Source organism: Pseudarthrobacter sp. S6 (genome assembly GCF_050156575.1).
Taxonomy (GTDB): domain Bacteria; phylum Actinomycetota; class Actinomycetes; order Actinomycetales; family Micrococcaceae; genus Arthrobacter.
Genome location: NZ_CP189581.1, coordinates 302,548 through 315,315 on the forward strand (window position 1 = coordinate 302,548; position 12,768 = coordinate 315,315).

Genomic DNA, 12,768 nt, shown 5'->3' on the forward strand with positions numbered 1-12,768 from the left:
GCGAGTCACGCTCCTTGTCCCATCTGCAAAGCTACGGGACATAATTCATCTAGTCCAGTCTTTTTTAAGAAATTACGCCCTGGGATTTAGTTTTTCTTTTTATGGGCCGCTATTGACAGGCAAGGAACCGCCGCAAAGCGCAAACGGTGGATGCCGGGCCCTCGTAAGGCCCGGCATCCACCGTGAAACAAGCACCTACCACTGTCCGGCCGGGTGGGCCAGGGGGACCACGACGCCTCTACTACCCCGTCATGCGTCAACCCCGGTGGACATGATCAGGAAACGTGCGCAGGACTCTTCCGATGGAAGCCCTGGCCGGTTCCGTCAGCTGGGATTTGGAACCCTTTGAAGATCGCCGGCGTCCTCGTCTGACGAGGGAGCAGTGGCTGATTTGTCTTTCAACCGGCGGGATTCACGCTGGGTATAGAACCAGATGGGTATGTAGAGGGATAGTACGAGGAAACCAACCCAGGTCGAGGTCCAGCCGACCTCCAGGCTGTTCAGGTAGACCACGCCGGCCAAGCACAAAGGGAGATTGAACAGGCCAAAAAGCAGGGCGACCTTTTTCCAGCCCTTGGGTGCTCTGAACGGCCGTTCCAAATTTGCGAAGGCCGGGTGATTCTTAGCCCTCACATAGGCGAACAGGCTGATGCCGTTGGCGCAGGTGTAACCAATTGCGGACGCCGCAAGTATTGCCGCCGGGGTTCCCATGGAAATCAGCACCAAGTTGAAAGCCCCGATGACCAGCATGGCAACAAAGGGAGTCCCTTGGCGGTTTGTCTTGCCGAAAACCCTGGGGAGGTTGCCTTCGCTCGACATAGAGTGCATAGCGCGGGAGGAACCCAGGTACGCCGTCTGGATTATGAGGACCATGGCGGCGATCAGCATGATGATGGTGACCATAGTGCCGGCTTGCCCAAAGACGGCCTGGGCCACTGGAATCAGGGGCGATAGGGGTTCGGCGAGTACGCCCTCAACACCGAGCACGCCGATCACTGCAGATTGCACTAAAACAAACGAGAAGAAGCAGATGATGCCGCACGCATAAAGCGCTTTGGGAACATCCCTGGACGGGTTTTTGTATTCGGGACCGTAGATGGCTGCCGTTTCCCAGGCGCAGGCACTCCACTGTGCGATCGCAAAGATGCCAAAGAGAATCAGGATGTGGTGCATGTCCCAGGCCCAGTCGGCCGGCATCCAGCTGCCGGTGATGTTTGACAGCTCGACTTTCCCGGTAGCGAAAGGCGCTACGGTCAGGACAACTAGGGGAATTAGAGAGAATGCGGCCAGGACGTAACCCAGTTTGGCGCCATCCTTAAGGCCGAACCAGTTGACGACGAACAACCCGGTGAAAATCACCAGACCCGAGATCAGAGCGAGCTGATACTCGGTAAACGTCTCAGCCAGCACCGGAAACAGCCCATGCAGATAACCACCGACCAGGATTGAGAAAATTGCCAGTACAGGGTTCCAGGCAAACCAGTAGCTCCAGGCACTGAAGCCCCCGATCAGCTTGCCTTTGTCGTACTTGCCCTTGTAGTTCTCCGTCCGGAATACATGCTGGGCGAACCCCGGCAGGCCGGACGCCTTGGGAAAAGTGGTGGCCATCTCGGCATACGCGGTGCTCTGCATGAAACCCTGCAGGACCGATATCCCCCAGATGAGAATTGCTGCGGCAGACACATACATCGGCAGATAGCCCAGTGAGGGCAGAATCAGCAAGGGTACACCCAAGGCAATGGCCAAACCCTGCTTCCAGTCGATCGACCTTTCCAGGTCATCGCTGCCGTCTAAACGATTTTCACTCATAAAATCTCCCTAAAACTACTCTAGTCGTCTCTGACTTCTTCGTTATGGAACTCTTTTTCTTGAATCTTCCAGTGGCGGTGCAAGAACACATCTGTCCAGCCCGGCATGGGGTAACACGGCGCTACCCGGCAGCACGATCTTGCAACTGCATGAAGGTCCGGACGGCGGACTGGCAAGTACAACGAGGCAGGCTCCGGTGCGCGCAGTGGTAGCGCCAACGTGCTAGGCCGACAGGTGCGGCAGGGGGGTCGCTCGCAAAAACACCTTCAGGGTTGAGCTCTCGTGACGTGGACAAGGGTGTTGTCCGAGCCCGGGAAATTCTTCCTCTGGTGCCGAAAGACTCGTGACTGCTCCGATGTATGGCATGTGAAACAGATCACCACCAGAGGTTACATCCTAAAAGCTCTATTGCGATAGCTTTTATTCGCCGAACTTTTCCAGCTTCGGTGCAACCGACGTTGACCCGTGCCTGGGAAAGTTCGCCACTAGACAGCGAAAATCAGGGAAAGCCCAAGGTGGGGGACGTCCAGGGCCATCCGATGCTGGTCGGGAACGCCGGATTTAATCCGCTCACCAACGAGGTATAAACCGGAGTTGCCGAGAATGACGCGGTTGCTGGCATTGACGAGGGCCGCATCTCCGGGAATGGCGCGCAGAGTGGGCATGATGAGGGGTTCCAGGTCCCTGATCCGGATGTCGCATGCGGCCACGCCCGTGAAACGCCCGTGAACAGAAAGCGGGGCCGCAAATGTCAGGATGTATTCCTCGAAGCCGAGGAAATCCACATATGGCCCCCATACACTCTGCTCACCTGTGGAAGCGGCGGTGGAAAAGAACGGCAGCTTCTCATAGTCGTAATATCGGCTGCTGCCTGGAGTCATGTCGAGGTCGAGCCTGCCGATGGTGCCGTGTTCCTTGCGGGCCCACCAGTCCAAAGCCGGCACCCCCTCCTCGATGGTTTCCACGGCGAAGAAGGTCCCGGCCCCGGCTGCGTAACTGTTCTTCGTCAGGAAATCCCGGGGATATTCATCCAATCCCTTGAGGACCGCCTTGCCTGCTTTGGACTTGCCGGCGAGATTTCGTTCAAGGAGGGAAGAAACGTCGCTGGAGAGCTTCTTGACCTCCGTGCAGACGCCGCTCATCCAGGAAGAAAGGTCAGATGCAGCATGTACGACTTCAACGGTGGGCTTCATTGACCATCCTGGTTTGATTGGGCATAGCCGAGGGTCAGTTTCTGGTCTATCAGATGAAAAATGTTCCGCCTGATGTGCTCAAGGATAAGGTTTTGGGCCTTCTCCGGCTGGTCTTGGGCTACTGCCCGGACCAATTCCAAGTGTTCTGCGGTTGCCTGCTCGGGGTCAAATGCCACCGTGAGGGGAGTCCAAAGCTGCTGGACTGTTTCTTCCTGAAGCCGTATTTCCGCGTTGGCGAGCCTCGGCGATTGCGCGGCTATTGCCAGCTCGATGTGGAAGCGGCTGTCAGCCGGTGCACGCACTTCGGGGGTGTCGGCCAGAATTAATGCCCGCGCAAGTTCCTGAAGGCGCTCGAAGTCGTGTGCTTCTGCGCGCTCACAGGCCAGACGGACGGTGGTGGCTGCAATAGCGGAATGTTCGTCACCGATGTCACGTATTTCCGAAATTGACGTCGAGAGGAACCAATCCCGAATGACGTCCTTCTGCGTACGAGGCTGGTTGAGCACGAAGGTTCCCCCACTTCGGCCCCTGCGGGTCTCGACGATCCCCCGCTCGCGCAGATCCCCCAAAGCTTCGCGAAGAGTGGCGCCGCCAACCCCAAACATTTCCGAGAGGGCCGCTTCGGGTGGCAAGCGTTCGCCCACTTTAAGCAGCCCAAGGCCGATGGCTTTGGTAATTCTGTCCACAATCGCATCGGCCCTCTCGATTTCGGGCAGGGACCGATAAATCTGGGACTGGATTGATGACGGCGAGGCCAAAAGTCTGCGCTCCGGAAAATGGGTACGGGTCGATCAGTGACAAGCAGTCCCGAGTACGTGAGTGGACTTAACTTGTTCTCCAGAGTCTATGCAATGAATCCTTCAAAACTGCGGCTTTTCGGCACTCCCTGGCCTGCGGCTCGGCACCACCAATCCTAAAGTGTAGTCAGAACCGTCAAAAAACAGTGTTACCCCCGCCCTTTCGCTTCGGGAGTATGGATACCAACCACAAAGCATCGTTCGACCGGATCCCGGCCGACGACCGAATGGAAGGGACAAATCGTGACTCCGACAGCAAATGCAACGCTCACCGGATACAGCACCACCGGTGACATTGTCCGGAATCTCGCTCTTGTACAGGACGAGATCGCGGAGACAGCGGCCAAGATCGACGAGCAGCAGATCGCCGACGTGGCCCGCCACCTTAGCCACCCTGGCCGGGTATTCGTCGCCGGAGCCGGCCGAAGCGGCCTGGTCCTGCGGATGGCCGCCATGAGGCTGATGCACCTTGGCCTGAACGTCCACATCGCCGGTGACACCACCACGCCCGCAATCGCCTCCGGTGACCTGCTCATGGTGGCCTCGGGATCGGGAACGACCTCGGGAGTAGTCAAGTCAGCGGAAACAGCGGCGAAGGCCGGAGCGCGGATTGCCGCGTTCACCACCAACCCGAGTTCACCTCTCGCCGGGCTCGCTGACTCGGTGGTGATCATTCCCGCCGCACAGAAGACCGACCACGGCTCCAGCGTTTCGCGCCAGTACTCCGGCTCTCTCTTCGAGCAGGTACTGTTCCTCGCCACTGAAGCACTGTTCCAGTCCCTGTGGGACAACACCGATGTACCGGCCGAAGAGCTTTGGCTCAGGCACGCCAATCTCGAATAATCGAACCCTCAATTTTCCACACCCACCTGTAGTTCACGACAGAAAGAAAACAACACCATGAAGCTCCAAGTTGCTATTGACCTCCTGACCACCGAAGCCGCCCTCGAACTCGCTGGCCAGGTCGCCGAATTCGTTGACATCATCGAGCTCGGTACCCCGCTGATCAAGGCCGAAGGCCTCTCCGTCATCACCGCGATCAAGAACGCCCACCCGGACAAGGTCGTCTTCGCTGACCTGAAGACCATGGACGCCGGCGAACTCGAAGCCGACATCGCGTTCAAGGCCGGCGCTGACCTGGTCACCGTGCTCGGTGCAGCCGACGACTCCACCATCGCTGGCGCCGTCAAGGCAGCCAAAGCCCACAACAAGGGCATCGTCGTTGACCTCATCGGCATCGCAGACAAGGTCACCCGTGCCAAGGAAGTCCGCGCCCTGGGTGCGAAGTTCGTTGAGATGCACGCCGGTCTCGACGAGCAGGCAAAGCCCGGCTTCGACCTGAACGGCCTGCTCCGCGCCGGCGCCGAAGCCCGCGTTCCGTTCTCCGTAGCAGGCGGCGTGAAGCTGGCCACCATCGCAGACGTCCAGAAGGCCGGCGCCGATGTCGCCGTCGCCGGCGGCGCCATCTACGGTGCAGCCGACCCCGCACTGGCAGCCAAGCAGCTCCGCGCCGCCATCAGCTAACCAGCCGGTTGACGGTGTCGTCCCGCACTCCTAACAGCCGCGGGACGCCACCTCCTGGCTCCAGGACCTTGTGTTTGGGGCCTGCAGCCCGGAATATCTTTATCTGTACTGCCCGCGGAGATACGTCCCCGCGGGCAGTACGGTTCAGTGCTGAATTCGATTCCAAGGACACCACGCCCCAAATGATGTGGGGTTGGCGCATGGGCCCACTCAACCCCATGGGAAGGAACTGTTCATCATGCGTAGTCAGGCCACACACAATTTGGAAGTAGTTGTAACCGAGCCGAGCCGTCTTTACGAATCGCTCGACGATGCCGAGGCCGCCCTCCGGCAAGTAGCCAGGTCCCACGGCTATTCGGGCATTCTGGTCACCCGCCACACTCCCGGCCGGTACACCCTTGCGCTTAGCGACACCGTTCCCTACGGTGAGACCCGCGAGCTGATCCTCTCCTAACCGCCGGTCCGCGGCCGCACCACCCTGTCGAAAGTTAGAAGCCACCATGTCACTTACCAACGTTGATTCAAGTGCGAGGCTCGGGCACAAGTCCCGGGCCAATCCGTTGCGGGATCCGCGGGATCGTCGACTGAACCGGATTGCCGGTCCGTCCTCGTTGGTGCTCTTTGGAGTGACCGGTGACCTTGCCCGTAAGAAGCTCATGCCGGCGGTGTATGACCTGGCGAACCGTGGGTTGTTGCCGCCGAGCTTCGCGTTGGTGGGTTTCGGCCGCCGCTCCTGGTCTGATGCGGAGTTCGCGGCCGAGGTGAAGGCTTCGGTTCAGGCGTATTCCCGGACCCCGTTTGATGGGGCGGTGTGGGACCAGCTCGCCGAGGGTATCCGTTTTGTCCAGGGCGAGTTCGACGGCGATGATTCGTTTGAGCGGCTCGGTGAAGTCATTGATGAGCTCGATCAGACTCGGGGAACGCGGGGTAATCACGCGTTTTACCTCTCGATTCCGCCGAAGGCGTTTGAGCAGGTCTGCCGGCAGCTTTCCAAGCATGGGCTCGCGCAGGCCGAGGTGAGAAGTGGCGGCGGGTGGTGATCGAGAAACCGTTCGGGCATGATCTGGAGTCTGCCCGGGCGCTCAATGAAATTGTGGAGTCGGTGTTCCCGCCGGATGCGGTGTTCCGGATCGATCATTACCTGGGGAAGGAAACGGTCCAGAACATCCTGGCGTTGCGGTTCGCGAACCAGTTGTTCGAGCCGTTGTGGAACGCGAACTACGTGGACCACGTCCAGATCACGATGGCCGAGGACATCGGCACGGGCGGCCGGGCCGGGTATTACGACGGCGTGGGTGCGGCCCGGGACGTGATCCAGAACCATCTGCTGCAGTTGCTGGCGTTGACGGCGATGGAGGAGCCGATTTCCTTTAACGCGGACGATCTGCGGGCGGAGAAGGAAAAGGTCCTTGCCGCGGTGAAACTCCCGGAGGATTTGTCGACGCATTCGGCGCGCGGGCAGTTCGCCGGTGGCTGGCAGGGCGGGGAACAGGTCCAGGGTTATCTGGAGGAAGAGGGTATCCCGGCGGATTCGAAGACCGAGACGTTCGCTGCGATCCGGGTCGATATCCATACCCGCCGCTGGGCCGGTGTGCCGTTCTATTTGCGGGCGGGTAAGCGTTTGGGGAGGCGGGTGACGGAGATCGCGGTGGTGTTCAAACGCGCCCCGAACCTGCTCTTCCGTGACCATGGTGAGGATGACTTCGGCCAGAACGCCGTGGTGATCCGGGTCCAGCCCGATGAGGGTGCGACGATCCGGTTCGGGTCCAAGGTCCCGGGCACGCAGATGGAAGTCCGGGACGTGACCATGGACTTCGGGTACGGGCATTCCTTCACCGAATCGTCTCCGGAAGCGTATGAGCGGCTGATCCTCGATGTGCTCCTGGGCGAGCCGCCGTTGTTCCCGCGGCACGCGGAGGTGGAGCTGTCCTGGAAGATCCTGGATCCTTTTGAAGATTACTGGGCCGGGCTCACTGAACAGCCCGAACCCTACGCCCCGGGGTCCTGGGGCCCTGCTTCGGCGGACGAGCTCCTTGCCCGCGACGGACGAACCTGGAGAAGGCCATGATTGTAGATTTGCCGGACACCACCACCTCGAAGATTTCCAAGAAGATCACCTCCTTGCGCGAGCAGGGCGGTGTGATCGCCCTGGGCCGGGTCCTGACCCTGGTGGTCGTGACCCGGTCTGGGCTCGAGGAAGAAGCGATCGAGGCCGCGAACGAGGCCAGCCGGGAGCACCCCTGCCGGATCATCGTCCTCGCTGACGCCGGCTCTGAGGCCCCGGACCGGCTCGACGCGCAGATCCGGGTCGGTGGTGACGCCGGCGCCTCGGAGGTCATCGTGCTCCGCGGCTACGGCGAACTCGCCCACGAGTCCGAATCCCTCGTCGCGGCCCTGCTGCTCCCGGACGCCCCGATCGTGGCCTGGTGGCCGCACGGGGCACCGGCGAACGCCTGCGAAACCTCCGTGGGCCGGATCGCGCACCGCCGGATCACCGACTCCGCGAACGAAACAGATCCTCAACTGGCGCTGGAAAACATCCGGGCCACCTACAAGGCCGGGGACACCGACCTCGCCTGGACCCGGCTGACGAACTGGCGGATCCAACTCGCGGCGGTCCTGGACCAGGTGGACTCCTCACCCGTCACCGCCGTGGCCGTCGAAGGCGCTTCCGACTCCCGTCGTCACGATCCTGCTCGCGGCCTGGCTGACCCTGGCCCTGGACGCGCCCGTGACCATCGTCGCGGACCCCGCCGGGACCGGCATCCGCCGGGTAAGGCTCACCCGCCACACCGGCGACGTGCAGCTCTTCCGCCCCGGACTCTCCGTCGCGGAACTCACCCAGCCCGGCCAGCCCGCCCAACGCATCTCCCTGCCACGCCGCAGCCTCAAAGACTGCCTCGCCGAAGAACTCCGCCGCCTCGACCCCGACGAAGTATTCGGCGAAACGGTTCGCAGTCTAGGTAGTTCCAGAGTGCATCAAGCCAGCAGCGTGACATTCACCTGCAGCGGGGAGCCAGAACGTAACCGGGACCGCGTGTCACTGATCGCCGTATAAAGGGACCCCGACTCACCAGATCCACCCGGATCCAGAAAAGGAACACAAAGTAATGGTTCACAAAGTCAAAGCGGTCATCGCCAGGGAGAAGAATGCCCCGGTTTCGGTGGAGACTATCCTGGTCCCGGATCCCGGGCCGGGGGAGGCCCTGGTGGACATTCTCACCTGCGGGGTCTGCCACACCGACCTGCATTACAAGCAAGGCGGCATCGGCGATGAGTTCCCCTACCTGTTGGGCCACGAGGCCACCGGTGTGGTCAGCGCCGTCGGTCCCGGCGTCACCGAGGTGGCCCCCGGCGACCGAGTGATCCTGAACTGGCGTGCTGTCTGCGGTGAGTGCCGGGCATGTGCCAAGGGCCAGCCGCAGTACTGCTTCAACACGCACAATGCCACGCAGAAAATGACGCTCGAGGACGGTACGGAACTCTCTCCCTCGCTGGGCATTGGCGCCTTCGCGGAAAAGACGCTGGTTGCTGCCGGGCAGTGCACAAAGATTGATGACGACGTCGATCCTGCCGCCGTCGGGCTGCTCGGCTGCGGTGTGATGGCCGGCATCGGTGCCGCCATTAACACGGGCGAGGTCAAGCGCGGCGAATCCGTAGCCGTAATCGGCTGCGGCGGCGTGGGCATCGCCGCGATCGCCGGCGCAAGGCTCGCAGGTGCCACCACGATCATTGCGGTGGACATCGACGCCAACAAGGTGGAGATGGCTAAGTCCCTTGGAGCCACCCACGGGGTGAATTCCGGCGAGGAAGACCCCATCGAGGCCATCCGGGCATTCACGAACGGCAACGGAGCGGACGTGGTGATTGACGCCGTCGGACGTCCTGAAACGTACAAGCAGGCGTTTTACGCCCGCGATCTCGCCGGCCGCGTGGTGCTGGTGGGTGTCCCGACGCCGGGCATGTTGCTTGAACTGCCACTGCTGGACGTCTTTGGGCGGGGCGGTTCGCTGAAGTCCTCCTGGTACGGGGACTGCCTGCCTTCCCGCGATTTCCCGATGCTCGTGGCGCACTACAAGCAGGGCAACCTTGACCTGGATGCCTTCGTCACCGAACGGATCACCATCGATCAGGTGGAGGACGCCTTTGCCAGGATGCACGAGGGCAAGATTCTGCGCTCGGTTGTTGAAGTACAGACTCTGAAGGAGCTCTCATGACAGTCACCATCGAAAACCTGGTCACCTCGGGCACTTTTACGCTCGACGGCGGCACCTGGGACGTGGACAACAACGTCTGGATCGTGGGCAACGAGGATGAGTGCGTGATCATCGACTGCCCGCATGACGCCGAGGCGATCATCAACCAGGTCCGCGGCCGGAAAGTCCTGGCCATCCTGCTGACCCACGCGCACAATGACCACATTGGCGCCGCGCGGCAGGTCGCGGACGCTGTCGGCGCCCCGATAGTCCTGAACCCGGACGACCTGGTCCTCTGGAAGCAGGTCTACCCTGATTCTGAACCGGACCGGTACCACGGGGACGGTGACGTGTTCGAGGTGGGTGGCACCGCGCTGTTGGCCATCCACACCCCGGGCCATTCCCCGGGCTCCACCTGCTTTTACCTCGAGAGCGAGGGAACCGTCTTCACCGGCGACACCCTCTTTAACGGTGGACCGGGAGCGACGGGACGCTCCTACAGCGACTACCCCACGATCCTGATGTCCATCAGGGAACGTCTTTTGACGCTCCCGACCGAGACGGTGGTTCGCACAGGCCACGGCGACCACACTACGATCGGAGCTGAACGGGAAACGCTGGCTAAGGTTTCCCGTTAAGCAGGGCCCTTGAACAGCAGCATCCCGTTGAGGCGCGCCAGGACAGCTGGCGCGCCTCAATGGGCGTTTTGGACATGAACGGCGCGAGCCGCAAAGGAAGTTGGACCAATGAAGTTCGGTAAGCAGCCAGCCCCCGTAGCAGACATCAACGAGGACAACCTCGCAGTCCACAAACCCAAAACGGAAGCGGCCGGAGTCAAAGCCGTGATGGTGGCACTGGAGCGGGCCGTGGCCCAGGCTGGCGTGACACGGACGGCGCAGTCCCTGCTGCGGCTGAATCAGCAGGGCGGGTTTGACTGCCCGGGCTGCGCGTGGCCGGAATCTGCCACGAAGCGCAAGGCGGCCGAGTTCTGCGAGAACGGTGCCAAAGCCGTGGCTGAGGAGAACACCCTCCGCACGGTTGGGGCAGAGTTCTGGGCCAGGCATTCCATCGCCGAACTGTCCGGGAAAACGGAGTACTGGCTCGGTAACCAGGGCCGGCTGAGCGAGCCGGTGGTGATCCGGGAAGGGGAGACCCACTATTCGCCGATCTCCTGGGCCGAAGCGTTCGACCTGATTGGCGAGCACATCCGGGCCTCCACGCCGGACCGGTGCGTCTTCTACACGTCCGGCCGCACGGCGAACGAGACGGCGTTTATGTACCAGTTGTTCGCGCGGGCCCTCGGCACGAACAACCTGCCGGACTGTTCCAACATGTGCCACGAGTCCTCGGGCTCGGCGCTGAACCCGACCATCGGCATCGGCAAAGGGACCGTGTCCCTGGAGGACATCCACGACTCCGAACTGATCTTCGTCGTAGGGCAGAACCCCGGCACCAACCACCCCCGCATGCTCTCGGCGTTGAAGGAGTGTAAGGACAAGGGCGGCAAGGTGGTGGCGGTCAACCCGCTGCCGGAGGCCGGGCTGTTCAACTTCAAGGATCCGCAGACCGTCTCGGGCGTGGTGGGCGGCGGCACGCCGCTGGCCGATGAGTATCTTCAGATCAAGGTGGGCGGTGACCTGGCACTGTTCCAGGCACTGGGCCACCTGCTCCTGGCGGAGGAGGAACGGAACCCGGGCACCGTCGTCGACCGCTCATTTGTTGACGCTCAAACCGACGGGTTCGATGCCTACCGCGACGCCCGCGGCGAGCTGGACTGGGCGGACACTGAGAAAGCCACGGGCTTGTCCCGGGAACAGATCGAAACCGTAGCCGGGATGCTGGTCCGGTCCAAGGCCACCATCTTCTGCTGGGCCCTCGGTGTCACGCAGCAGCCGCACTCGGTGGACACCATTAAGGAAATGGTCAACGTCCTGCTCCTTCAGGGCAACTTCGGCAAGACCGGCGCCGGCGCCTGCCCGGTCCGCGGCCACTCCAACGTCCAGGGCGACCGGACCATGGGCATCTGGGAGAAACCGAAGGAATGGCTGCTCGAGGCACTGGACACCGAGTTCGGTATCCGGTCCCCGCGGCACCACGGACACGATGCGGTGGAAGCCATGGAGGCGTTCGAGCGTGACGAGGTGGACGTTTTTGTCTCCATGGGCGGCAACTTCTCGCTCGCCTGCTCGGACACCGAAACCCTGGAAGCGGGTATGCAGCGGATCGGCCTGACGGTGCACATCTCCACCAAGCCGAACAGGTCCCATGTGGTGCATGGCCGTACGTCCCTGATTCTGCCCACGCTGGGCCGGACCGACAAGGATGACAAGCATCCCAAAGGCGCGCAGTTCCTGTCCGTGGAGGACTCCATGTCCGTGGTCCACTCCACCCAGGGCAGGCTGGTGCCGGTCTCCGATCACCTGCTCGCCGAACCGGTCATCGTGGCGCGAATGGCAGAGGCCACCTTCGGGCCGGACCACCATGTGGCCTGGAAGGCGATGGCCGAGGACTATGACGTGGTCCGTGACCATATCTCCCGCGTCCTGCCCGGCTTCGAAGACTTTAATGCGCGGGTCCGGACTAAAAACGGCTTTGTGCTGCCTAACCCGCCGCGGGACACCCGCTCGTTCAAGACGGACATCGGGCGCGGCCGCTTCACGGTCAGCCCGCTGGAATACCTGACCCCGCCGGAGGGCCACCTGGTACTGCAAACCATCCGCAGCCATGACCAGTACAACACCACGTTCTATGGCCTGGATGACCGGTACCGCGGCATTTCGGGCGGCCGGCGCGTGATTCTGGTTCACCCTGAGGACCTGGCCGAACTCGGTTTCAAGGACCGGGACTTGGTGGATGTGGTGAGCACCTTCCGCGGCCACGACCGGCAGGCGGACAAGTTCCGCCTGGTGGCCTACCCGACGGCGAAGGGCTGCGCCGCGGCGTACTTCCCCGAAGCCAACGCCCTGGTCCACAAGGAAAATGTCGCCAGGGAATCCAACACCCCCGGCTTCAAAGCAATGTTCGTCCGGTTCGTGCCACACCCGGGTGAAGCCGGAGTGGCCGTTGAATCGGCTTCCCTTGAGGCTGCCGCTGCCGTCTAGGGAGCAGCAGAACGCCCCAGGGGCTCCTGACCTGGTGAGCCTGGTGCCGGGGGAGCGCGTTTTGGTGGTGCTGAGGTGCTGTCGGAGTAGGAGCCCGACTCCGCCCCAGCGGCCTCGCTGTCGGTACGCCGCAGACATTCCCCACAGC

General features: G+C 62.0%; 9 protein-coding genes and 2 pseudogenes. 8 read left to right on the top strand and 3 right to left on the bottom strand.

Going from position 1 to position 12,768, the window contains the following annotated elements; all coding sequences use genetic code 11:
- Positions 1–324: 324 nt before the first annotated feature.
- The 3 genes from ACQCS0_RS01565 to ACQCS0_RS01575 all read right to left on the bottom strand — a co-directional run bounded on the left by ACQCS0_RS01565 (position 325) and on the right by ACQCS0_RS01575 (position 3,688).
- Positions 325–1,809, bottom strand: a complete 1,485-nt coding sequence (locus ACQCS0_RS01565; protein ID WP_354156477.1) for an APC family permease — start codon at positions 1,807–1,809, stop codon at positions 325–327.
- 485 nt (positions 1,810–2,294) lie between these two features.
- On the bottom strand, positions 2,295–3,002 hold the full coding sequence (locus tag ACQCS0_RS01570; RefSeq protein WP_354156478.1) for a cache domain-containing protein: 708 nt from the start codon (positions 3,000–3,002) through the stop codon (positions 2,295–2,297).
- On the bottom strand, positions 2,999–3,688 hold the full coding sequence (locus tag ACQCS0_RS01575; protein WP_354156479.1) for an FCD domain-containing protein: 690 nt from the start codon (positions 3,686–3,688) through the stop codon (positions 2,999–3,001). Before ACQCS0_RS01575 ends, ACQCS0_RS01570 begins: the two co-directional genes overlap by 4 nt.
- A 354-nt stretch (positions 3,689–4,042) precedes the next feature.
- Here ACQCS0_RS01575 and hxlB point away from each other — a divergent pair, with 354 nt between their 5' ends.
- From hxlB to ACQCS0_RS01615, 8 genes and pseudogenes are all read left to right on the top strand, one after another.
- Positions 4,043–4,642 carry a 6-phospho-3-hexuloisomerase gene (gene hxlB / locus ACQCS0_RS01580; RefSeq protein WP_354156480.1) on the top strand — a complete coding sequence of 200 codons (600 nt, stop codon included), beginning with the start codon at positions 4,043–4,045 and terminating at the stop codon, positions 4,640–4,642.
- Positions 4,643–4,699: 57 nt separating this feature from the next.
- A complete protein-coding gene (gene hxlA / locus ACQCS0_RS01585; protein WP_354156481.1) occupies positions 4,700–5,323 on the top strand; it encodes a 3-hexulose-6-phosphate synthase in 624 nt (207 codons plus the stop codon).
- Positions 5,324–5,561: 238 nt separating this feature from the next.
- Positions 5,562–5,777 (top strand): hypothetical protein, encoded by a 216-nt coding sequence (locus ACQCS0_RS01590; protein ID WP_354156482.1) that lies wholly within the window; start codon positions 5,562–5,564, stop codon positions 5,775–5,777.
- A gap of 46 nt (positions 5,778–5,823) precedes the next feature.
- A pseudogene (gene zwf, locus ACQCS0_RS01595) lies at positions 5,824–7,391 on the top strand (glucose-6-phosphate dehydrogenase).
- Positions 7,388–8,381: pseudogene (locus ACQCS0_RS01600) on the top strand (glucose-6-phosphate dehydrogenase assembly protein OpcA). Before zwf ends, ACQCS0_RS01600 begins: the two co-directional pseudogenes overlap by 4 nt.
- A gap of 52 nt (positions 8,382–8,433) precedes the next feature.
- Positions 8,434–9,540 (top strand): S-(hydroxymethyl)mycothiol dehydrogenase, encoded by a 1,107-nt coding sequence (locus ACQCS0_RS01605; protein ID WP_354156501.1) that lies wholly within the window; start codon positions 8,434–8,436, stop codon positions 9,538–9,540.
- A complete protein-coding gene (locus ACQCS0_RS01610) occupies positions 9,537–10,157 on the top strand; it encodes an MBL fold metallo-hydrolase (RefSeq protein WP_354156500.1) in 621 nt (206 codons plus the stop codon). The genes ACQCS0_RS01605 and ACQCS0_RS01610 overlap by 4 nt, the downstream gene beginning before the upstream one ends.
- 108 nt (positions 10,158–10,265) lie before the next feature.
- Positions 10,266–12,620 carry an FdhF/YdeP family oxidoreductase gene (locus ACQCS0_RS01615; protein ID WP_354156499.1) on the top strand — a complete coding sequence of 785 codons (2,355 nt, stop codon included), beginning with the start codon at positions 10,266–10,268 and terminating at the stop codon, positions 12,618–12,620.
- Positions 12,621–12,768: the final 148 nt, after the last annotated feature.

Excerpts from the sequence above, each read along its gene's own strand:
- hxlA (WP_354156481.1), top strand. The coding sequence starts at position 4,700 with ATGAAGCTCCAAGTTGCTATTGACCTCCTGACCACCGAAGCCGCCCTC.
- ACQCS0_RS01615 (WP_354156499.1), top strand. The coding sequence starts at position 10,266 with ATGAAGTTCGGTAAGCAGCCAGCCCCCGTAGCAGACATCAACGAGGAC.
- ACQCS0_RS01570 (WP_354156478.1), bottom strand. The coding sequence starts at position 3,002 with ATGAAGCCCACCGTTGAAGTCGTACATGCTGCATCTGACCTTTCTTCC.
- ACQCS0_RS01590 (WP_354156482.1), top strand. The coding sequence starts at position 5,562 with ATGCGTAGTCAGGCCACACACAATTTGGAAGTAGTTGTAACCGAGCCG.
- ACQCS0_RS01610 (WP_354156500.1), top strand. The coding sequence starts at position 9,537 with ATGACAGTCACCATCGAAAACCTGGTCACCTCGGGCACTTTTACGCTC.
- ACQCS0_RS01565 (WP_354156477.1), bottom strand. The coding sequence starts at position 1,809 with ATGAGTGAAAATCGTTTAGACGGCAGCGATGACCTGGAAAGGTCGATC.
- ACQCS0_RS01605 (WP_354156501.1), top strand. The coding sequence starts at position 8,434 with ATGGTTCACAAAGTCAAAGCGGTCATCGCCAGGGAGAAGAATGCCCCG.